Source organism: Sphingobacterium tabacisoli, assembly GCF_017908035.1.
GTDB lineage: Bacteria > Bacteroidota > Bacteroidia > Sphingobacteriales > Sphingobacteriaceae > Sphingobacterium > Sphingobacterium tabacisoli.
Genome location: NZ_JAEQMU010000001.1, coordinates 886431 through 909013, shown reverse-complemented (window position 1 = coordinate 909013; position 22583 = coordinate 886431). Strand labels below are relative to the sequence as shown.

Annotated in this window: 22 protein-coding genes and 2 tRNA genes; 5 read left to right on the top strand and 19 right to left on the bottom strand. The window is 39.2% G+C overall.

The genetic code is table 11. The features are described from left to right. The first annotated feature begins 4 nt into the window (after positions 1–4). On the top strand, positions 5–502 hold the full coding sequence (locus JKG64_RS03690) for a hypothetical protein (RefSeq protein WP_210352991.1): 498 nt from the start codon (positions 5–7) through the stop codon (positions 500–502). A 102-nt stretch (positions 503–604) separates the two neighbouring features. Here JKG64_RS03690 and JKG64_RS03685 read toward each other — a convergent pair whose 3' ends face one another. The 3 genes from JKG64_RS03685 to JKG64_RS03675 all read right to left on the bottom strand — a co-directional run bounded on the left by JKG64_RS03685 (position 605) and on the right by JKG64_RS03675 (position 2944). After that, complete coding sequence (locus tag JKG64_RS03685; protein WP_210352990.1) at positions 605–1219, bottom strand: NADAR family protein; 615 nt, start codon at positions 1217–1219, stop codon at positions 605–607. 29 nt (positions 1220–1248) lie between these two features. Beyond that, positions 1249–2292, bottom strand: a complete 1044-nt coding sequence (locus JKG64_RS03680) for a phosphoribosyltransferase-like protein (protein WP_210352989.1) — start codon at positions 2290–2292, stop codon at positions 1249–1251. A 247-nt stretch (positions 2293–2539) separates the two neighbouring features. Continuing rightward, positions 2540–2944, bottom strand: coding sequence for a helix-turn-helix domain-containing protein (locus tag JKG64_RS03675; protein ID WP_210352988.1), 405 nt, complete (start codon positions 2942–2944; stop codon positions 2540–2542). A 169-nt stretch (positions 2945–3113) separates the two neighbouring features. On the opposite strand from JKG64_RS03675, the gene JKG64_RS03670 reads away from it, so the two are divergent. Together JKG64_RS03670 and JKG64_RS03665 are read left to right on the top strand one after the other, a co-directional pair. Further along, complete coding sequence (locus JKG64_RS03670; RefSeq protein ID WP_210352987.1) at positions 3114–4211, top strand: hypothetical protein; 1098 nt, start codon at positions 3114–3116, stop codon at positions 4209–4211. A 7-nt stretch (positions 4212–4218) separates the two neighbouring features. Further along, complete coding sequence (locus JKG64_RS03665; protein ID WP_210352986.1) at positions 4219–5925, top strand: HEPN domain-containing protein; 1707 nt, start codon at positions 4219–4221, stop codon at positions 5923–5925. A gap of 65 nt (positions 5926–5990) precedes the next feature. On the opposite strand, the gene JKG64_RS03660 is transcribed toward JKG64_RS03665, so the two are convergent. From JKG64_RS03660 to JKG64_RS03625, 8 genes are all read right to left on the bottom strand, one after another. Beyond that, positions 5991–6665 (bottom strand): P-loop NTPase family protein, encoded by a 675-nt coding sequence (locus tag JKG64_RS03660; RefSeq protein ID WP_210352985.1) that lies wholly within the window; start codon positions 6663–6665, stop codon positions 5991–5993. After that, positions 6589–7356 (bottom strand): transcriptional regulator, encoded by a 768-nt coding sequence (locus JKG64_RS03655; RefSeq protein ID WP_210352984.1) that lies wholly within the window; start codon positions 7354–7356, stop codon positions 6589–6591. The genes JKG64_RS03660 and JKG64_RS03655 overlap by 77 nt, the downstream gene beginning before the upstream one ends. A gap of 11 nt (positions 7357–7367) precedes the next feature. After that, the gene (locus JKG64_RS03650; RefSeq protein ID WP_210352983.1) at positions 7368–7643 is read right to left on the bottom strand and encodes a helix-turn-helix domain-containing protein; all 276 of its coding nucleotides are present in this window, start codon (positions 7641–7643) and stop codon (positions 7368–7370) included. An 83-nt stretch (positions 7644–7726) separates the two neighbouring features. Next, complete coding sequence (locus JKG64_RS03645; protein ID WP_210352982.1) at positions 7727–8575, bottom strand: RteC domain-containing protein; 849 nt, start codon at positions 8573–8575, stop codon at positions 7727–7729. 81 nt (positions 8576–8656) lie between these two features. Then, positions 8657–9904: a site-specific integrase gene (locus tag JKG64_RS03640; RefSeq protein WP_210352981.1), complete on the bottom strand. Its 1248-nt coding sequence runs from the start codon at positions 9902–9904 to the stop codon at positions 8657–8659. A 262-nt stretch (positions 9905–10166) separates the two neighbouring features. After that, positions 10167–10254, bottom strand: a tRNA-Ser gene (locus JKG64_RS03635). A 182-nt stretch (positions 10255–10436) separates the two neighbouring features. After that, entirely contained in the window at positions 10437–10628 is a 192-nt protein-coding gene (gene rpsU / locus JKG64_RS03630) for a 30S ribosomal protein S21 (protein ID WP_133584053.1), read from the bottom strand. Positions 10629–10708: 80 nt separating this feature from the next. Then, positions 10709–11341, bottom strand: coding sequence for an HAD family hydrolase (locus JKG64_RS03625; RefSeq protein ID WP_210352980.1), 633 nt, complete (start codon positions 11339–11341; stop codon positions 10709–10711). Positions 11342–11426: 85 nt separating this feature from the next. Between JKG64_RS03625 and JKG64_RS03620 the strand changes: the two genes are divergently transcribed. Beyond that, a tRNA-Ile gene (locus JKG64_RS03620) sits at positions 11427–11500 on the top strand. A 100-nt stretch (positions 11501–11600) separates the two neighbouring features. On the opposite strand, the gene JKG64_RS03615 is transcribed toward JKG64_RS03620, so the two are convergent. The 8 genes from JKG64_RS03615 to JKG64_RS03580 form a co-directional block, all read right to left on the bottom strand. Continuing rightward, positions 11601–12344 (bottom strand): WG repeat-containing protein, encoded by a 744-nt coding sequence (locus JKG64_RS03615; protein WP_210352979.1) that lies wholly within the window; start codon positions 12342–12344, stop codon positions 11601–11603. 14 nt (positions 12345–12358) lie between these two features. Next, positions 12359–13258, bottom strand: coding sequence for a tetratricopeptide repeat protein (locus tag JKG64_RS03610; RefSeq protein WP_210352978.1), 900 nt, complete (start codon positions 13256–13258; stop codon positions 12359–12361). A gap of 325 nt (positions 13259–13583) precedes the next feature. Further along, positions 13584–14654 carry a dihydrodipicolinate synthase family protein gene (locus JKG64_RS03605; RefSeq protein WP_210352977.1) on the bottom strand — a complete coding sequence of 357 codons (1071 nt, stop codon included), beginning with the start codon at positions 14652–14654 and terminating at the stop codon, positions 13584–13586. After that, on the bottom strand, positions 14654–15676 hold the full coding sequence (locus JKG64_RS03600; RefSeq protein WP_210352976.1) for an NAD-dependent epimerase/dehydratase family protein: 1023 nt from the start codon (positions 15674–15676) through the stop codon (positions 14654–14656). The genes JKG64_RS03605 and JKG64_RS03600 overlap by 1 nt, the downstream gene beginning before the upstream one ends. A 1-nt stretch (position 15677) precedes the next feature. Continuing rightward, positions 15678–16880 carry an Nramp family divalent metal transporter gene (locus JKG64_RS03595; RefSeq protein WP_210352975.1) on the bottom strand — a complete coding sequence of 401 codons (1203 nt, stop codon included), beginning with the start codon at positions 16878–16880 and terminating at the stop codon, positions 15678–15680. Between the two features lie 5 nt (positions 16881–16885). Then, on the bottom strand, positions 16886–18418 hold the full coding sequence (locus JKG64_RS03590) for a PQQ-dependent sugar dehydrogenase (RefSeq protein ID WP_210352974.1): 1533 nt from the start codon (positions 18416–18418) through the stop codon (positions 16886–16888). Positions 18419–18706: 288 nt separating this feature from the next. Beyond that, positions 18707–19774, bottom strand: coding sequence for a LacI family DNA-binding transcriptional regulator (locus tag JKG64_RS03585; protein ID WP_210352973.1), 1068 nt, complete (start codon positions 19772–19774; stop codon positions 18707–18709). 76 nt (positions 19775–19850) lie between these two features. Next, positions 19851–21146, bottom strand: coding sequence for a dicarboxylate/amino acid:cation symporter (locus tag JKG64_RS03580; RefSeq protein WP_210352972.1), 1296 nt, complete (start codon positions 21144–21146; stop codon positions 19851–19853). A gap of 356 nt (positions 21147–21502) precedes the next feature. Here JKG64_RS03580 and JKG64_RS03575 point away from each other — a divergent pair, with 356 nt between their 5' ends. Further along, positions 21503–22573, top strand: a complete 1071-nt coding sequence (locus tag JKG64_RS03575; protein ID WP_210352971.1) for an NADH:flavin oxidoreductase/NADH oxidase — start codon at positions 21503–21505, stop codon at positions 22571–22573. The last annotated feature ends 10 nt before the right edge of the window (positions 22574–22583 follow it).

Sequence of the window (22583 nt, the reverse complement as noted above, 5' to 3'; positions counted from 1 at the left end):
AAATATGAAAAGAGTTATTACCCTATTGATTGCTGTAGCTGTATTGAGTTCGTGTGCTACACAGATGGTGACACGTACACCTGCTGAAGTGAAAATGATGACTACTAAGCAGTTTGATTCTAGCCAAGAAATGGTTTTCAAATCTATTATTAGCTTGCTGCAATCTGAAAGCTATATGGTGGAACGTGCTGATCGGGAAACGGGATTGATTAATGCCAGCAAACGTATAGAAAATAAGAATGCTGCTTCGCAACGATTCTGGACGGGTACGTCGAAGGATGCCAATACGTCTAAGGCTATGTTTTATGTGGAGGGTGTGAATGATGAGGTGACGGAGGTCAAGATTTCTATGTACGAAGGGGCTGAAACTAGTCGTAACGGCTACTGGGGCCAGGTGAATAAAGAAAACAAGGAGCAGATGATCTATGAACCTCGTGTGTACCAGGAATGGTTCCAAAGCCTACAGGCTGAGATAGAGCGTCGGAAGGCATTGGGAAGATAGATTTCTTCTCACCGGATTTAAAACTGAGGCCCCTACCCTTTTGATTAGGTAGAGGCCTCAGTTTTTTATAGCGTGTTTGCTTGAGCTTATTCTTTTGTTTGCTTAGTAAGCATAAACGTTGTCGAGATCTTCTACGCTATATTCTGCGGTGTGCACTGCTTCGATAGGGTAATTGAATAGCAAGAATGCAGGAATGGTAAGTGGACTAACCATTTCTAATTTTTGATTTTGCTTTACTATGATTTCTCTAACTTCTGTCAGTAACCGACCTAATACATTTTTTCCCTGCAGCTTTCCATTTTCTGTTGGGACTGCTCCCCAGAATGGGTCTTTTGCGGAATACTCTACTATTGCCTTGTCTCCTGTCGACTTTAGGAGTTCTGAGAAGGTGTCCTCATTTTGAATGAGTTTCACCTGTAAGCACCAGCGCATAATGTCCACTTTGACATTTTCCCAATCCTGTCTAGTGTATTTTTCATACTTACGTGCCAAAGCTTTCGCTTCCATCGGGTTTTCGAGAGAAATAATGTCTTCTTGTAGCTTAGGGAACAAGGGGAATCGACAAATCTGATAAAGAATTTCAGAGTTTGCGATGTTTACTTCGTTTACAAATAAGGAATACCCAGAAGCCATATTGGACAGCCCTCCAAATGCGGCAGTTGTCTTACTGAAGACTACACTATCTGAAATGTTGTATATTTTTTCTTTGATATTCATATGAATGCAAATTAAGTATAAAAATTTGATTATCCTATGATCTTGCGCGGGAAAAGCGGTATCCAATCGTGTCCAGGTACCTCCCACCAGTATACTAACGGACAATTGTTGGGGATATTACGCCATGTTAGAAAATGTGTACCTAATCCAAATGTTTTGTATGTAGGATTGATAAGTCCGAGTGGACGTATATTTGGTTTTATTTCTCCTTTTATCTGATTAATGATGGATAATCCCTTTTGCAAAAGGATGTTTTCGTATTTAATCCGGTTTTCTCTTGATGAGAAAAACCGCTCGTTCACTGGCATAGCTTCGTTACGATAGGCATAGTTTTCGTATTTATCTGCAGGTAAATTGGCTAGATAGCTTTGTACATTGATCGGTTGGCCATGTACCGGAAATGCATGGTTGTAGGATTGATTTGGAAATCTAGCATGGTTTTCTACTGTCATATTGTGCATCCATGATAGCTTCCTTCCTAAAGCATCTTGAAAGTCCTTGTTGAGCCTGTACTTCTGAAATGCGTGTCCCCAGGTATGTAAGCAAAATAGATTAATGGAAAGCTGGTATTGATCGTTAAGTACTAAATCTATATTGCGCTGGTCGCCATTGGCCAAGGATAACCAGTCGACAATGTGTCGTCCCAGGGTGCTGCCGGTGGCTAGTACATCATCAAAATAGACAAAATTCTTTTTGGGGAATGTGCTGTATTGTTGAAATGATATTTGCCAGTTTTCATTTAATACTTCTTGTAGGAGTTCTAGGATTGCGAACTGGCTCTTCCCTTCTTGCTGAATTTTCATGAACTCGGTGTCGATTAAAAATTCGCTTATGCTTTGATAACCGTATTTATTTACCAACCAATTGATGTGCTGCAGAATAAATTCTTTTGCTTTCTCTTTGGTGATGTATATCTGAGGTAATATGTGGTTCAGCTCGGTTAACATAAAGATAGAATCTTCTTCAAATTGATCGGCCCAGGCGATAATATGTTCAGGGGTGATGTTGATTTGGTCTTCGGCTCGATAGCCTTTTATTATATTGTGTATGCCTTGTGCTAACTGTTCTTTCACGCGTTGTGTTTTTCTATTGGTTTTTTAAAGCTAATATTGTTTGTTTTGCCGTTAAATTGCCGATAGAATTAATCACGTCTAAAGAAACGACCTTCTTTATTTTTCTGCTCCTAAAGATAATAACTGTTCTTCAAGAATTTCACAAAAGGTGGTCGGGCAAAAGTTTGGCAATTGGCTTCTCCCTATTTATATCGCGGTCGTAATTGTGCAACGGCAGGTTGCACGAATGATTACTATAAGTATCTCCTTACTTATTATTTAGCAATCTTTCTAAGAGCTCCACTTTTGATTTTTCCGCTTCAAGAAGGCGCTCGTATAGTTTCTTGTTCTCTTCGTGGGCTTCTAGTAATTTTTCTATTGGGTTAAAGGTAAATGTTGGATTTGTACTATATGCGCCAGCTCCACTATTATCGTTGAATGTATTAAAATAATTGAACACAGCTTCTTCGTCAAAATTACGTATTGCATCTGGAGTAACACCTAGTATCTGTGATACCTGAGCCAACAAGTCTTCTTCTATCTCAGCACTGCGTTCGATATTGGATACCGTCTGCTGACTTACACCTAATGCGGTAGCTAATGCTTCTTGCTTCATGCCACGTAACTCACGTAAGCGACTGATTTTTGGTCCGATCTTGTTTTCCTTACTCATAATCCAAAGTTAATAATATTCTGTCATTTGTTTACCCAGAATCTTATGCCTTGGTAATTTACAAAATTAGCTTTTGTTTTTTACTAATGTGATTGGTGAAATACAAGTTGTTTTGGTTCGGTACATCGATGATTGTACAGTCATTTGTGTTAACCAAAATTATAAAACTATGTTTAGAGCAACTTTTTCCGATTACAAACCTTGTTTCCTGAATTACGAAGAAATTATGAATCCATTTAAAGTACTACGAAACACTTTTCAGGATGCATCAAGCGCAGAATCTATTATTGACGAATGCTGGGATATATGGACAGTCGCTTTTAGATCAGACTACTGGACGACATATGAATCTCCAAGAGTCTTATATGAGAGATTTTTGAAGTTGGCACGTCTTTTAGACGCTGGGTGGTTAGTTTCACAGATAAGACCATCATACCTCACAAAAGGTAAGGTTATTAAACCTGGCTACAATCCGAAAAAAACAGATGATAGTAACAGGTTTAAAGGAGAATTAATAGAAGCTTTCAGAACTATGGGAAAATTCTATAATGAAAGTAGCAGATTTGATTTAGTATTTGATCTATACGGCGTTTTTTACCAGGGACTAATGCCAACAAGTTGGGATTTTGAAATTTTCTTGAAAGAATCGGCATATTTTAGCTTTCAAAAAATAAATCAATTGATATTAGCCCTTTATGTTGTTTGTAATGCTAAAGAAGAAGCAATATCTGAAAAAGATAAACCTAGATTAGCAGAGTTTACGAATGCGGGATTAGATCACAACACTCCTCAGTTTGATTATTACGACTGTATTGATAATATCTTTGAATCATTCAACAAGACGCAATTCTTTTCTATTGTTGAATACTTAAAGAACATTAGTTCTGAGCATTGCTATTGGAAGTACAATGGTAACCCTGCAAATGTGTTGTATTATATGGAAGAACTTCAGTTTGTTATGGAAATCTTATGGAGCTTTGCAAAAGAATTTAACGAGAAAGATTCCAGAGAGTGGAAAATACCCAAAAAAGCCAAAAAACAAATAAAACATCTGCCTAATCATGCATTAAAAAATCCGCTTAAATTCGTGTCACAAGAGTTTGAAAAAAGAAGTCTTTCTGAGCGACGCAAAGATATTGAGGAATGGCGATTGGCAACTTTAGATAATAAATGGCACAATTACGATACGTACAGAGATATCCAAAACTTTCTTTTACGAATGATTGAAATAGCTGATCTTTTAGAATATCAACCTACTAATTATTAACGGAGCCATGGAAACACTAAATTTCAATAAGGACCAGAGCAAAATAGATCAACTTGTTTTAAGACTAATCTCTAAATACAGAATTGACTATCTATTTATCCGAGAGAGAGATGACTTTCAAGATGAAGGTGTAGTGCTTTTTGAAATCGTTATACTTCTTTCTAATAAGGAATCAGCAAATTTGCAAAAAGTTAACTCCCAAATTGAGGTTGATATGGTTGATTATGTAAATTTCAATCATGTAACTTTTATTTCAACAACGGTCAAAGAGAAATTAGCTCTGGGCGATATTTTCTTCTTTGATGCTTGTCACCCTAGCAGGCTTCTGTATAAAAACCCTAGCTGTTCTTATCAACTACATCCGCAAAATTTTTCACCAAATCAAGATAAACGAGTATTACAACGAATCTTTGATAGGGAGAATTTAAAGATTAATGAATTTAAAGAGGGTTTCTATTTTTACAAAGAAAAAAGGAGTTTCGCATTAGCGGCATTTATGATGCATCAAGTTTTTGAGCTTCGTTATCGATGTATGGAAATTTTGCTTTTAGGCAAAGAAAAGCCGAGTCATAATATTAGAGTTCACCATAGAATTTTGAGGAAAGTGACGACCTCATTAAATAGCTTATTTTGCGAAGTTGATGAAGAGGACAACCGATTACTAACACTCTTGAATGAGGTGTATTGCGCCGTGCGTTATGAAGATGAGTTTCAGGTTCTAGAAGCGGACATTAGTCTACTCGAAGTCAAAATGAATAGCCTCATTAGTTTGACTGATCAGCTTTTTTGTCAGTATCTAGAAATCTTGAATAAAGAGGGTTTTTCGGAAAATCTAGAATCAACTCCTTCTTTTGAAGCGGCCGAAGTAGAACTCAAGGATTACCCGAATCATCCTTTTTTAACAGAAATACTCGTAAAAATCACGTGTTCTTTGGATATTAAACAAGCTTATCTCGTTTCTTCCAAAAGTAGACAGACAAGCCGAGCAGGCTTTGAAGAAGAAAAGCAGAATCATTCTTTTTTTGAATACACACTGTTATTGGTATCGGAGTCAAATATTAATGAGGAATCATTTGCACTTCAAAGTACTCTTAATGGAAATCCTCACTACTCAGTACAATTACTAGGACATAGCATAAGAGAAATCAACATTCTTCTAAAAAGAGGTCAGCGTTTTTTTAGAAAGGTACTAGAGCAAGGAGAATTAGTGTGTCAAGTAGGTAGCGATATTATATGGCCATTGAAGAATGAAGGTGTCAACTTGATATCTGAAAATAAATATAAAAAACTAAAGGATAGCTGGGACGAAAGGATGATGCGGGTAGAAAGCTTTCTGAATGGAGCGAATACTTTTGGTGCGGTAGATAATTACGCTTCAAAAACTGTAGTTTACGGCCTTGCTTTAGAACAGGTTTTTATTGGATTATTAGAGTTCTTTTACGACTATAAACCACAGAGGCTTTCTTTGAAAAATGTCTTTAATGTTTGCTCTGGAATTTGGAAGTTCCCTGCAGATGTATTTCCAAATGATACAATTGAAAACCGTCGTATATGGAAATTATTAATAGAGACGCCATTTGACATTAAACTTAACACAAAGTTGGATATAAATTGGTATGATCTACATATCATATCAGATAGTTGCAATCTTTGTGTAGATGCAGCAAATCAACTCATAAACAAGTTTTATGAAGAAATGAGTGTTTCAGCCTAAATTAATCAGTGAAATAAACATTTGAGCAATAAGCGTGATGATGACTAGACAGCACGCTTATTGTTCTATTTTCTCTTATCCTGCACAGTCATGTCAAAACCAATCAGATTGACCATTTCGCGGAGTCGTGAGCGCAGTCTATTTCCGTAGGCCTCTTCAAGCTCAGTAGCGGAAAGATTGGTGGTAATATGTGTCTTCAGCTTTCCAGCTACAAACAGGTCATATCTAGAGAGCAGAATCTCGGCCAGTACATTACACTCATTGCCAAAGTGCTTCATGTTTTTCTCAGTACCGAGATCGTCAAAACAATAATTCCTAAACTCGCTGGCGTAAATCTTCCCTCGGCTGTAGCGGTGTATGGTTTCGTAGCCGTCTTGTATGAATTCGAACGTGATATCCCTTGCGCTCTTGACGACGAATCTGTCTTCGTGGTTACATATCAATCGAAATAGGTTCATGAGCGTGGTCTTGCCGCAACCGATCGGACCGGTGAGCATGATTCCTTTCCGAAGGTCTATGCCGTGATCTTCGCATAGTGCTGTGTCCTGAAGAAAATAACCGGCCAGCTTCAAGATGGTCGGAATGTCTTCGTGCTGCAGCTGAAACTTATGACCATAGAAGTCTTTACCTTTCTGATCGAGAAACCGAAGGAGACGGTTGTAGTCATAGCGGTTCGAAATAGTTTTTGCTTCCGACGGTATGAAGCTGCTGTGCTCGAGTTGTGTTATTGTGTTTTGCATGATTGTTAAATTTCGTTGAGTTTGCAATCCAATTTTTTGCTGATGCTTCCCAGTCTATCATGGGGCTCTTCCCTCCTACCAACCATCCATTGGCGGTATAGTGATTGATGAAGCGACGGGCTTCCTGGATGGTGGAATGCTGGCTGAGGAAGAACTCTTCGACCTGGTGCGCGGCAGGTGGAATTTTCTTTTCTTTTTTTGCGGAACTTTTTTCTTTTGTTTCTGCGGCACCTACAAATCCAGAGCTGACCATTTTTTGATTTCTATTTTCCTTTTTCTCTCGCTCGGTTGTACTGATATTATCTGTGATAATATTAGTACTAGATAGTTTACTATATGGCTCGTTTAATGGTCTTGTGGTCAAATTTTGAACGGGTTCGTCTGCTGTACTGCTTTGGGGTTCTTCTTTCGGAAAAAACGAAATCTGACTTCCCTTCAGGGGATTGTAAGATGGCTTGTAATTGATGTAGCGCTGTGCATGGAGATAGGCCATAGCTTTGTGGTAGGTAGCCTTGGAATTGATTTTGCTGAGGCGCATCATGTCATCGCGGATAATCTGTATCTGCTGTGGAAAACGGGACTGGTTCCATGTCTGGAACAGGGCCATAAAGAGGCTAAGGTGTGTCGGCGTCAGATTTGGATCTGAGGTGGATTTGTTGAAGAATAATGTTAACTGCTTTATGTAGTTCATATTGAAGGTATTTATGATACAGGGCTGAATGAGTTGTCGTCAAAAGAATCGTTTAGGGCATCTAAACAGTAGAAATAAGTGCTGCCGATTTTTCGCCATTTGATGGTACCATTGATCCGGTAGTTCTGTAATGTTCCGGATGAAATCTTTAACAATTGCTCTACTTCCTTGGAGCGCAGCCATTTCTTTTTGTTTGACTCATTGCCCTTCATTAACGTTTTGAGTTCTGCGAGTAGCTCGATTTTGAAATTAAGAAGGTCTTCTTTGGTTAGAATCTGTAGTGACATAATTTTATGATTTTGATGAATGATAAAGTTGGCCATTATATAAATTCTTTTTTCCCAACTTGTTACCAACTTGGGAAAGATAATTATGGAAACAACTCGTTGTCAGTATCTTTCATTCTCTTGATCAGTGCATCCCGAAGTGAGTCTAAGAACTTGGTTTTGTTGTTTTTGCGTGCCCGTATATCGTAGAATACACGGTTGTACTGTCCTAGGTCGAGATCAAAGATCTCTTCAAAGTATTCGGCTATTTCTTTGAGATCTGCTTTGCCATTATTGAACACACCTGCTGAATGGAGTGCATAAATGGATTCAATTAGGTCTGACTTGGAGGAGGTCCACTTTAGCTTGGATTGTTTGGGTTGAAGTGTGATCTGGGGTGAGGTCACGGATTTTATTTTCTTTTTGAGGTAATGCCTGGTCATCTCTAAGGCCTCGATATTGGCAAAGGTATAAACGGATGGTGTGGTGTATCTTTTGTCGATATCGATAATGATACCGTCATTGGGCAGAAAAAAATCGTGTTTTAAACGGGTAAAGAATTGCTGGTCGAGTTTGTTGGAGTTGGTCTTGTAGTAATTGTAGTAGAAATGATTGTTACCTATCTGCTTTTTGATTTTGTAGAGTGCCTTCAGGTAATATTTTTTGATTTTCCGCGACGGTATAGCGGGCTTTTTCATTTCTATCTTTTGGACCATATAGTAATATTGTATCAAAGCCAGGAGATGGCATTTGATATTTTTGAAGTAGAAGATCTCGTCCTCAGAGCTGAGGTCGTCAATGGATTCGAATTGGTCTTTGACAAATTCTAGTCTTCCGGAGATGAAGTGTATGGCCATCTCGGTAATCTGGGAACTGTCGTGTCGATATTGCTCTTCTAAGTTTTTGACATAGGTAGTGATGTCTTCATTGATTTTTTGAAAGGTTTGATTCATTGTTGTTTATGTTGGCTCGTGAACCTCAATTTAAAAGAATATATCTTTCATCGCATTTTTAATCGTGTAACATATGTATGGTTAACTTGTTCTTTTTATGTGATTTATATGCTGTGATTCTATAATCGCTTTAAGATTGTCCATATCATTTGCGACTTTGCTATCGGTGATCTTGGCGTAATGTTGTGTTGTTCGGATGTTTTTATGCCCTAACATCTTTGATACGGATTCGATAGGTACACCATTGGACAGCGTGACTGTAGTGGCAAAGGTGTGGCGTGCGCAGTGAAAAGTAAGTTCTTTCCTAATTCCGCAGATGGCTGCTATCTCTTTTAGGTAGGCATTCATCTTTTGATTACTGGATACAGGGAGTAATGTGTTCTCATTGTTGCATTTGGGGTGATCTTGGTACTTTTGGATGATGTCTAAGGCCGTTCTCAGCAAAGGGATACGTGATGGCGTACTGGTCTTCTGCCTCTTAGTGTCTATCCATAGTTGACCGTCTATACCTTTGACTATGTTGTCGGAAGTGAGTTGCTTGACATCGATATAGGCTAGGCCGGTGAAACAGGAAAATAGAAATATGTCGCGAACGACAGCTAAGCGCTCTATGTTGATTTGCTTCTCGACAAGAGTTTCTAGTTCTTCTTCTGTAAGGAAGTTTCTTTCTATTTCCTGAAGCTTGACTTTATAGTTGATACATGGGTCTGAAGTCATCCATCCATTTGCTAGACATATCTTTATGATCTTTTGAAAGTTCTTGATGTATTTGACTGTAGTATTGTTGCCGCATAGTCTCTCTGTTCGTAGATAAAAATCGTAGCCGGTGACGAATGCATGATCTATCTGGCTTATGGCAATATCGTCGGTACCGTATTGAAATCTAATGTAATCTTGGGTGTGCTTGAGCGATATCTCGTAACGGCCATGGGTTCCCTTGGCGTATTCAATTCCAATGAGGGCTTTTAGTTTTTTATTGTGGTCTTTGAAGATTGGAATGAGCATGCGTTCTCTGTGGGTACTTTTCCCCTGGTATGCGTTCATAAAGGTATCGAGCGTCATGTTAGCTGCTTGGTACTCGAGTACAACTTGGGTTTGGGTTAGCTTGTTTCTTACGCTGTCTAGATAACTGTTTATTGAACGGGCTTCTTCGGTGTTGCCTTTCATTTTCATCTTTTTCTGATCCCATTTGCTTGGGCTGATAAATTTCTTGGTGGAGAATTCGGTGCGCTTGCCCTGGATTGTAATCCGTACATAGATGGGATGCTGACCTGCTGAGTTAGCTTTGGACGCACGGGCGTACATGTAAATGGTGACTTGATGACTCATGGCTGTGGTGTTTTATTTCAATACTTAATTTATTCCTTATGTGCGGAACTGTCAAGATGTTCAGGCTTTGGTCTTGTGCAGACCAATTTATACTGATTCTTGAAGTTCATTTTAGCGAGACCCTAGATGACCAGATATTAGGGTCTCGCTAGGGTCTCGCTGAAAACGAGAAGTATTGAAAAAAACGGGATTGGCCTATAAGCAGAAAACCCTACAAATCTTTGAATTTGTAGGGTTTTGATACATTTTCCTTGTTAGGATGCGGAGAGAGTGGGATTCGAACCCACGATACGGTCATCCCGTATACAGACTTTCCAGGTCTGCTCTTTCAACCACTCAGACATCTCTCCCTAAGCGAGCACGAAGATACAATTTTAAGTCAGTTTAAGAAAAGAAAAATGACTTATTTTGACTGTTTTTTTGTAATGTGCTCAATAAGAAATAAATAGTTCTATTTATTGAGAGATGCTATATATATATAACAAAAAAGACCAACTTAATAAGTTGGTCTCCTTTATGCTGTAAACAATAGTTACGCTTGTTCTTGCTGTAATCCTTGTTTGTAGATAGCTTTTTTCACTTGGATACGACGAGATACAGATTTCTTCTCGTAAGCTTGACGAGAACGTAGCTCGCGTAATACTCCAGTTTTCTCAAATTTCTTCTTGAAACGCTTTAATGCTCTATCTAAAGATTCTCCTTCTTTTACATTTACGATAATCATAGTTCTGATACCTCCTTTCCTTGTATAAAATTCTTGTGGCTGCAAAGATAACGGATAACATTTAAAATAACTAGAAAAAATTAAAGTAATTTCCAGTCTTTTATGATTTTTTCTAAGGGGTTTTCTTTTGTACATAGCGCGGTATGTATACCTAAAGCAGAAGCGGTCTCTAGATGCTGAGGACTATCATCAACGAACAGTGTATGTTCTGGAGTAAGTCCATTTTCCTCTAGAACAACCTTAAAGATTTCTTGGTCTGGTTTGCGCATTCCCATTAAGTGCGAATAATAGGTCTGCTCAAAAAAGACAGTGTTATCTTTAACCCCATAGGTATCCCGTATATGCTGCATACAATATGCATAATGTATCGCATTATTATTGCTCAAGAGGAAGGTTCTGAATTTAGCTTTTAATTCTAATAGCAATGTGTGTTTTCCTGTAGGCACTCCAATCAATAATGCATTCCAAGCGGTGTCAATTTCTGAATCGGTCAACTCGAAATTGCCTGTCAATTTCCGGATGCCATCTCTAAAATCGGCGGGACTCACAATTCCTTTATCAAAATCATCAAATAATGCTATCTGACCATGATGAGCGAATATTTCGCTAGCATTGGAGATACCTAATTGAGTAAAAGCGTCTTGCGATTTAGCAAAATCAATCATGAAGATTACATTGCCGTAATCCAAAATAATATTTTCAATTTTTTGCATTTAAAATTTTGTTTTCTCATTACAAATATCGATAATTGCATCACCAAAAGGGAATAAAGTTGTACTTTTGGTAAACAAAATAACCGCGCCTATAGCTCAGTCGGTTAGAGTAGAAGACTCATAATCTTTTGGTCCCTGGTTCGAGCCCAGGTGGGCGCACAGAAAAATCCTCATAGTAATATGGGGATTTTTTGTTTCTCTTCCTTTCAGATCTTATTAAAGATTCCTTTTTGAAAGATAGTAATTGGACGTAATATTATTACATATTTACTTTTTTCATACTGCCATCCATTCCTACTAGGTAGGTCTCACCATTGGCTTGTTGTAGACGGGCGGTGCCATTTTCAAAGGTTGCAGAATGGGTAAAGATGGGGTCAACAATAATATTGGACTGATAATCCATAATACCCCAGCGCTGTGGTGCCTGCATGAACATGATCCGGTTTTTACCTGCGAGAGTTAATGAATGATAGGTCAGTGGAATCACTACTGTCCCTTCACGATTTATAAATCCCTCTTTTCCTTCTTTTTTAACTTTAATGAGATTAAGGTCTATATCCATGTACTCGGGTATAAGAAATATGTCGTCGTACTGGGGAACTATAATTTCATCGCCCTTCAAATCAACCAGTCCTATCTTCTGTAGACTATCCTGTACTGCCCAAAAGCCGTAAGAGGGTTTTAAAGTGCTACTAAAGTAGATAGGTTGTACACATACCCGTCCACTCCTATCGACTACACCAATGGTATTAGGCAATCCATTGCCGCCTTGTTTAGAGAAGAATGCTAAGCTGTCGCCTTCGAAACGAATAATCTGCTCATAAGCTGTGTCAGCCTTTTCCCAAGTATCATCAGTGGGATTGTAATAGCCAGATAGGTATTTAATAACTGGAGTCTCCTCTCTTTGGTCCGGTTCTGTCGCTTTGGGAGGATTGCCACATGAAATAGTGGATGTCATTATGATTGCGTAAATGGTCTGTCTTATATAATCTCTAGGTTTCATATTGGTGCTTTTCTTTAGTCTTGTGTGTCAATTCCCCTTTGTTCGAGTTGCTGTTTCATCGCGTTTTTATAGTTGATGATGACATTAGGATTGTCGGGTGCGAGTTCGTAAGCCTTCTTGAAGTAATATATGCTAGGGTTATAGTCACCCAAATCAACCGGAAGATAAGTGCGTGCAGCGCCTGCATTAAGATAAGCTAAGTAGCCCCGAGGATAAAGGGTAATAGCTCGTTCGAAATAATCTAGTGCCTTACGGTATGATTTCTGATGGTAGAATGATAAACCTACGTTATTAAAAGCTGCTTCCCGATAATGCTCATCTACGGTGGCTAGAAATGAAAAAATAGCATTGGAGTGCCTATACTCTCCTTGCTTGAAGAAGATTTTGGCCCTTTCGAATAATCCGTCTAGCTCATCATCCTTTATTCTGTTTTTGTCGTACAGTTCAAGTAACTCTATAGCCTCGCGGACGGTTTCCGAATCAAATGAGTCAAAAGCCTGGTACTTCATGAAGTTTGGGTCTAATTTGCTACCATCTTTAAGACAGCTCAACCGTTTATAGAATAGTTGTAACAAAAAAGTGTAATGATAGGACATTCCCGTCTTGACGGTTCCATCTCCCATAATCTGATAGCATGGTGATGGGTATTCTTCTGCTTTCTTGGTCACAGGATAATATATGGGCATCGAATCGACCAAGGTGTATTTTTTATAAAGCTCGAGATGCCTGCTGGTCTTGTTGGTTGCATAATTCTGAAAGTCCAGATAATAATTGAAATAGGGTTCATGCAGTACCTTCTGTTCCATTTGTGGAGATGCCTTGACGCTCTTGTTATTTGTCGTTTGGGCGTTGCTTTGCTGTTGAAATACGATGAGAGACAACAGGGTGAACTTGATACACGTTTTTATTTTCATGTCTGTCGAACTTAAAAATTAGAAATAAGCACCTAGACAATGTATGTCTGATTATGAAGCCTGCTTCTAAATTATACTCGAAATAACAAACTTTCTATTGAAAAATGGTATTTCGCTTATGATTAGTTGACTTAATTTACAATTCGCTAGTGTGAGATGAAAATTTGTTGTGGATACTATAGAGACGGTTATTAAAGGAGGGCTGTATACATAGCTGAATGAAGTTATAATGGCAAAAAAGTCAGTACCTATCCTCCTTAAGAATGACCGCTGGAGGACGGTACCGACATGCTAACATTACATCGATAGCAAACTGCTTACCATTTTATGCTTTCGATGATTGCTGCTTTAAAAACTCGTTGACGAATGTATCATCGTTTAAGTTGGGATAATCGTGCTGAATCCGTGTCAATTCATCATATTGACCTTCTGAAAGTACTTCATCAGGATTCAAACACCAGATGCCTTTCATAAGTCCCTGTCTGCGCAGGACCTCATGTATACCTGGGATGCAACCGTGAAAATCATTTGCTACGTCAAATAAAGCGGCATTGGCATCGGTTGTTTGATTGTTTAGAATCTGTAAATTCATCCATTTTTCATGGGTTGGATTGGCTTTGAAATCTTTGACCAGTTTAAGCAATTCTACAGCCTTGCTGGTCCAGACTGCCCAATGTCCTAAGAGGCCTCCTCTGAATTGTACGGTGCGTTCTTCGCCATCTACATTGAATTTGTAAAGGGAAAGTAAATCTGCAACGATATTGTCATCATTACCAGTGTATAATGCGATGTCATCTCTTCGAGGGGAGTTCGCTATTGCTCGAACGACATCTAGGGTCTGATAACGGTTGAATGAAGCACACTTGATAGCTATAACATTATCGATAGCTACAAATTTAGTCCAAAAGTCGTAGGAGAAAATTCGACCGCCAACAGAGGGCTGCAGGTAAAAACCAAACACAGGTATGATCTGTGCTACGGCTTCAGTGCGTTTTAATATTTCTTCCTCCGTCAAATCCTGCAGTCCGCCCATGCTTAATAGCCCCATATCGTACCCATATTTAACTGCTAATTTGGCTTCAGATACGGCTTGTTCTGTAGGACCAACTATCCCAGCTATCTTAATAAAAGGCCTGTCGATTTTGCAGGAGTCTACCACCTCACTGGTGATCCTAAAGACATCTTCAAGTAGATTGTGCTCTGGTAGACGTATCTCAAACTGAGTGGAGTGTACACCAATAGCGACACCATCTGCTCCACTGGCGATGTAGTATTTTGTCAGTAATCGCTGGCCTTCTTCATCTAATTGTCGTTGCTCATTTAAGCATAACGGGTTTGCAGGTAAAACTGTACCCGCAAATAGTAATTCTTTTTTGTCTTTATCGAGTCTTCTCATTAAAATTTGCCCTTCCTCTCTTGAAAATGTGTATCCTTGCCAAACTCATCACCATTATTGCGTATCCACTGTACGGTGATATCTATAATTTCTAATATACCGACCTTAGGAAAGCCGAATAAACGATGGCATTCTGCTGCATTATTCAATAATGCGGTATTTTCTGGTTCATTGATGAATGTCGCCTTCTTACCTAAGCCCTGTCCTATTTTTTCGGCGACCCACTTGATAGATAATATCTCTGGCCCGGTTACATTAAGTACCTTTGCTGGTGCCGTTGTATGCAAAAGACTGCGTATAGCGATTTCGTTGGCATCGTGTTGCCAGATGACATTGACATTATTGCTCGTAAGGTCGATGGCTTGCTCGTTATAGACTTGTTTTGCTATTTCTCTAACTACTCCGTATCTAAAATCGACCGCATAATTGAGGCGATAAAGAAGTGTTGGTGTATTGTTCTTTTTACTAAAATAGGTGAAAATGCGCTCTCTGCCTAAGGTGCTTTGCGCATACTCGCCGATAGGTTCTGGAGCAACTTCTTCGTCTACGCCTGCTGAAGTAATGGACACGAATGGTAATACGTTGCCGGAAGAAAGGGCGACTATTCTAGCGTTTTTAAACTTTTCCGCTACCCTGCCCGGAAGGTAGGTATTCATCGCCCAGGTAAAATCTTCTTTGCCAACAGCACCGAATTTGAAACCGGCTAGGTATATGACATTTTTTACCTCGGGTAGTTGCTGTAGCGCATCATCATCAAGTAGGTCGCACACAATAGTCTCTATCCCCAAGCTTTCTAAATAGTTTTTCCCCTCTTTGTCCGAAAAGCGGGATACTCCGTATACTTTGCGTTCCAAACCTAATGCTTTTAGACCATCGATAAGTAGCTTGGCCATACTTGGTCCCATCTTCCCTCCGATTCCTAGAAAAACAAAGTCGCCGTCGATATTCTTCAAGTCCGCCAAGAAATCAGCAGATGGCTTGGTGTATTTTTCTTCTAATTCTCTTAAAATTTTATTTTCCATATTACTTTAAAAACATATCGTAAACATTACTAACCATTAAAATCAATATTACCAGTAGACCAAGCGCTCCTGCTATTTTATAAAATAGGTTGTTCGCTTTATCCCCCATTACTTTCTTACTATTGGCAATAGCATAGATTGAAATACCTATGAATGGGACTAGGAAGATCGTGATACTCTGAGCAACAACGATGAGCTCTAAAGGTAATTTTCCGAAACTAACGGCAACAATACAACCGAGTATCATTACGATAGAAATCAGGAATTTTACTTTTGTACTACTCAAGCTACTACCAAAACCAAGTGCATCTCCCAAGAGAGCTCCTCCGACGGTTGCATTACCAACTAAAGAGGAGAAAGCCGCTCCGAATAGTCCAACGAAGAACAAAGAACTCGCATGCTTGCCAAATAAAGGTTCTAAAGCTTTGCCCATTTCGGCGGCACTACCTACATGTATTCCCTTTGGAAATAATACTGCGGCCGCGCAGACCATGACTGCAAGGCTCATAAACCCTAGGATCCCTACTCCAACGAAGCCCCCCTGTTCCGCTTTTTTTATACTGACACCTTCAGTATTCATTTTCTTGCGCTCCTGTATTAAATAACTTTGGTAGAATGCACCCACAAGAGAGAAACAAGATGCTGTAAAAGCGATAACCAGACCCAATGATCCCTCTGGGATAGATGGGATAAGACCTTTACCAAACTCTTTGAAGTCGATCTCTGCCAGGAATAATGTCGCAACAAAACAGGCAAGCATAAGTAGGACTAGTGCTATCATCAGTTTTTCCATCACTTTGTAGAACGAAGGAAAAAATAAGAGGCATATCCCTAGAATGGTAAATGTAATAACCCATATATAGGGAGCTGTGCCGGTGGCTTCGCCTATAGCGATTCCCACGCCAATACTATTTCCGGCTTGGAAAGAGGTGGCGACCAAAAACACACCAATACCTATTGCAATACCAATCGGCTTATTAAAATAGGTTTTGATTAATGTCAAAAGGCTTTTGTCTTGTGAAGCTCCAATCCGGGAACACATAGCTGTATAGATGCCCATAAAAAACAGGGCTACAAAAACAATCCATACGAGGGAATAGGCATAGTCTGCTCCCATTTTTGATGTTATTGTCATTTTACTGGGCCCGAAAACAAGAGCGGCAGTGATGATGCCGGGGCCTAATATGTTAAGTATTTTTTTCATATAGTTTATAGTTTCTGATTACGTATGGTCTCTACAAATTTTGCGTCTATAGGTGGATTATTAGTTGTGGTTTTTGTTCGGATATAGTTGGCCACATCAGCGATTTGTGCGTCGGTTAAAAATGAGAAGGAAGGCATTGGTAAATCGTAGGCGAGCTGTCCTTCTGCGGTGGTTGTGCTCAAACCGTTCAATATCGTATGGATGAAGTTTTTGTCGTTGGCCACTATGCTCGATTGAACCAATGATGGAAAGCTACCTGCTGTACCTTTGGCATCGGCTTTATGGCAAGATGCGCAATAAGACTGATACAAGGTCTTTGCATCCATCTTCTCGTTATCCTGTTTCGGTTCTTTGCTGATGAATGATGCAGGTTTATAGTCTACTCTAGAGAGTTTGAGGATTCGGTCGTCTGTCTCTAGTGGAAATTTTACTTGGGGTTTCCAGTCTCTATTGCTTGTAGAGATATAAATATTTCCTTTTTTGTCTACGGTTATCGCCCTAATTCTGCCATACTTATCTTTTAAAAAAACATCTTCTTCGAGTATTTGATTCTGCTTGTTGTTGAGTTTTAGTATTCTCAAAGATTGATCTTTCAATGTGCCCAGTAGTAAACTATTGTTCCATTCTGGCACTTGGGTAAAACTGTAGTATTTTAATGCGGCGGGTGCAACTACTGGAGTCCAAGCTTTGATAGGTTCAGTACGAGGGCTTTTTCGCGCTATTTCAAGTTCTTGAGGTGTGTCATGATACCCCTCGATCTGTATCCACCCATAGTTGTGTAAAGGTCGTATCCAATTGATCTCGTCCTCTATGGCATCACCATGCTCGGAAGTCAAAAGATTTCCATTAGATGTAAATGTCATACCTTGCATGTTGCGAAAACCCCAGGCATATACGTAAGAGTTTTGGATTGGATTGTCTTTTGGGATAGTACCATCGTCGTTGATTCGTAGGATTTTTCCATTTAATGAAGTTGAATCCTGTGCATGGGTCAAGGAATGCACATCACCTGTAGCCCAATATAATATTCTGTTGTTGTCAAAAGCTAAACGAGACCCATTGTGCCCTGCCCCTCCAGGGATTTTGAGAAGTAGTTGGTTGGTTACGACTTTTCCATCTTTTAGCTCCAAACGTCTCAACTCACTAAACAACGAATCTTGCTCCTTCGTAGTATGGCATATATAGAGGTAAGGTTTGGTCGTGAAATCAGGATGAATCGCCAAACCAAGTAATCCTGAAGTACGGTGGTAATATACGTTGGGTACATCATATAGGTCTTTAACCTCGTTGGTCTCTAGGTCCAACTCGGCAAGTTTGCCTTTTATCTGGGTGAAGAATATCGAATTTGTGGTAGGGTTATATTGCATATCCCAAGGAACATCGAGACTATCGACGAGTTCAGTTACGGACAAATACGTTTGGTCAGAAACCTTGATGTAATCTATTACTTTCTCATTGCTGGCGGGGACACAGGAATTCAGGAAAACCACAAAGGCAATCAGAAAGATTAGTTTTATTTGTCTGGTTAGTGTTTGCATTAATCTAGGTTTTATAGAGGTTGTATTTTTTTCTTTATCTACTCGAAAACGTGTTATAAGCTGCTTTAAATACAATACAACTTTCTTGGAAAGCTGTTTTGACCAGCAATATCGGTAACGTTAACGAGATGTCGGTAAAAAAAATGGAGAAACGCCCCAAATGATGATTACTGACTAAATTAGCAGTGCATGAATATAGATTTTGTGTCATACTTAAAGAAGTAATGATTTACATATTGGATATAGCGTATAAATATATAAAAAGAAAGAATACGCTCCAATTTATTTTTAATTTTCGTAGAATAAATAATTTTCTATTGTAAGTATATCAATAGGCATGGGTTTGAAGTTTTCTTTTACATCTTTTAATAGAAAATGTCTATAAAGGTGGTTGAGTGCTAGATATCCCTGCTTGTCTGGCCTTTGGCAAATCAAAAAATCGATCATTCCACTGGCCAAGAATTCGACATTCTCAGTCAGGAAATCAAAACCGATAATGTGAGGCTTTTTTATATTTCTGTATTCATCAAAAAAACGGCCCACGACAGAAACGCGAGAGTTGGTGACAAAGATTAAGTCTGGATTGATGTTATCGACATGTCTTAACAGATCTATCGCTATCTCATCATAATTATTGGATGGAATATCTATGTTTAATATTTCAAACCCTCTATCTAATTTATTGAGATAGTTGGTATATCCTTCAATTTTGGTATTGAGGTAAGCATAGTTTTGTAGGCCTCGTGCAATATTTAGAATAAGTACCTTCGAATTTGCTGGTACTAGATAAGAAGTAAGATTGGCAGCAAGTCGCCCTGTACTGTAGAGGTCAGGACCGATATAGCCAAGTGACGAACAGCCCTTAATGTCAGAATTGACAAATATACTTTCTATCCTACGCTTCTTGCATTCTTCTACAAAGTGGGTTGTTTCTGAAATAAAGATAGGTGCAATGACGACAGCGTTAAAATTCCGAGACAGAACATCCTCAGACATTTTTATAAATGTCCGTACATCCTCCTGATCATACAGAAAAATATCGATACTTATTCCAAACGTACTAAACTCTTCAATGCCCTGTTTTATTCCTTTGAGGCACAAATCCCAATAGCCAGTCTGTGAGGATGTCTTGGGAATCAAAACCGCAAAGCTCAGATTGTTCTTGACTGAGAGTGCTCTTGCATAAAGATTGGGCTGATAGTTGTGCTCCTTTATAATAGACTGAACTTTAGCTCTTGTTTTGTCCGAAACATCTTTCCTATTATTAAGGACCCTGTCTACTGTAGCAATGGAAACATTAGCTAACTTAGCAATTTCCTTAATTCCAACTTTCTTATTATCTGTTTTTTCTTCCATAATAATGAAGTAATATTATCCTGTCAAAGGTAAGACTCAAAATTAATAACTTATATATAACATCATGAATGATGCTCTAATTATTATTTAGGGTTTCTTCCAGTAGCATAGGGTCAAGCTGATTTTCCCACTTCGCTACCACGATAGTGGCTACAGCATTTCCGATAAAATTTGTCAAAGCTCTACATTCGGACATAAACTTATCTACTCCGAGGATGAGTGTCATCCCTGCTATAGGAACTTCAGGAACAACAGCTAACGTAGCTGCTAAGGTGATAAAGCCAGCTCCGGAAACACCGGCAGCACCTTTGGAACTGAGCATTGCAACGAGTAACAGAACGGCCTGCTGACCAAAGTCTAAATGGATATCACATGCCTGTGCAATAAACAGCGCCGCCAATGTCATGTATATATTGGTACCATCAAGATTGAAGGAATACCCGGTTGGTACTACGAGACCAACAACAGATTTGGAACAGCCTGCATTTTCCATTTTTTGCATCAATGATGGTAGTGCGGATTCGGATGAACTAGTTGCAAGAACAAGTAGGAGTTCGTCTTTGAGGTATTTCAATAGTTTGAAAATGGAGAATCCGTTATATCGTGCTACAGCACCCAATATGAGGCACACAAAAAGAGCAGACGTGAGATAAAAGGCAAGTACCAATACTATTAAATTGCTCATAGAGGCGATACCGTACATCCCGATGGTGAATGCCATTGCTCCTAACGCACCTAATGGCGCTAGTTTCATGAGCATACTTACGACTTTGAAAATGGGATGTGCAAGGGCCTGCAAGAAATCCAATACAGGTTTGCTCTTGTCTAAGGTCAAGGATAGGCCCACACCAAATAGAACGGCAGTAAATAGTACCTGTAGTATGTTTGTTCCCGTCAAGGGGCTTACAAGTGTACTGGGAATAATGTCTAGTACAAAATTCAATAAGCTGGAATGTTTTGCGTCTTTGACGTAATCAGCCACAGCATCGTAATCTAAAGTAGACGGGTCGATATGTAATCCATGTCCTGGCTTGACGATATTGCTGACGATTAATCCTATTATTAGTGCTAGTGTGGAAAAGGTTAGAAAGTACGCGAAGGATTTTCCGGCTACCCGTCCAATTTTTTTCATATCGCTCATAGAGGCTATACCTGTCGATACGGTAATAAAAATGACGGGAGCAATAATCATCTTAATTAGTTGGATGAAACCATCTCCTAAGGGTTTCAATAGGACGCCGACCTTGGGGTAGTAATGCCCTAGAAATACACCTATAAGAATAGCGAATAGTACTTGTACATATAGTAGTTGGTAGAATTTAGGTCGTCTGTATTGGTTGTCTGCGTGAATAATAGGGTCTTCAATAATCATGGGGTTAGAATTTGTTTAGGTTTAGGTTCGGTTTTTAGCTATATAAGCTTTTGATTGAGACGATTTGCAAAGGCTACCTATTAGCTACTGAAAAATCAGAAAACACGTTGTTTGTAAGAAAATGTGTGTTTTAAGTATATAATCAGATGTTATTAGTTGGTTGAATGTGGTTTTAGTTAATTCCACACTCTTCTCTTTTCATTTACGGTCTCGTAATTCGAAAACAAATCAAACAAATTTAAATTGCAAAAGCAAATTATTAATTCATACCTAATAACATGTACTGTCCAAGGCCAGTGGTTATTTTGTGCGGTGAGACTTTCCTAGTCTAAGTAAAATAGCTTATTTTTATAAGCATGAGTTTACTATTCTCTCCCTTGGCATTAAAACATCAAACCCTCCCCAACAGATTGGTGGTCTCTCCTATGTGTCAGTATTCGGCATTGGACGGTTTTGCTACCCATTGGCATTTGGTGCATTTGGGACAGTTTGCAATCGCTAAAGCAGGATTGATAATCCAAGAAGCGACATCAGTAGCCGCTGAAGGACGTATTTCTTACGGTGACTTAGGCCTATGGAAAGATGAACATATGTCTCCGTTAAAGGATATAGTCGAGTTTGTGCACGGTCAGGGGGGCCTCATCGGTATACAATTGGCACATGCGGGACGTAAGGCTTCAACCGAAAAACCATGGATTAGCCGTGCTCAGATAGCTCCGGATGACCCAAATGGATGGCAGACTGTAGCGCCTTCTCCTATCCCTTATTATCCGCAAGAAAATCCACCTATTGTGCTGGATATTGTAGAAATAAAAAAAATAATAGATGCATTCCGGTCAGCAGCAGTACGTGCAGTACAGATTGGTTATGATGTAATAGAATTGCACGCCGCTCACGGTTATCTTATCCATCAATTTCTCTCTCCACTGACGAACCAGCGTACGGATGAGTATGGAGGTTCATTTGAAAACAGGATACGTTTTCTCCTAGATATTATCTGTGCCGTGCAGCCTGTCATAGAGAATCGTTCACTATGGGTGCGGATTTCTGCTACGGACTGGGCAGATGGCGGATGGAACCTTGAAGAGTCTGTTGAGCTTGTAAAAATAATTAAAACAATGGGCGTTGAAGTTGTTGATGTTTCTTCGGGTGGAGCGGTTAGGCATCAGGAAATTGTGGTCAAGGAGAACTATCAGGTCCCCTTTGCGCAACGGATTAAAGAAGATACTGGAATACTTATAGGGACGGTAGGTCTAATAAAGAATGCAAAGCAAGCGGAGCAAATTATTGAACAGAATCAGGCGGATATTATACTTATAGGTAGAGGTTTTCTACAAAATCCTCACCTTGTTCTTCAGTTCGCCCATGAGCTAAAGATCGACATTCCTTGGGCATCTCAATATGCAAGGGGTAAAGAGACTTTGTAGCGACTATAGT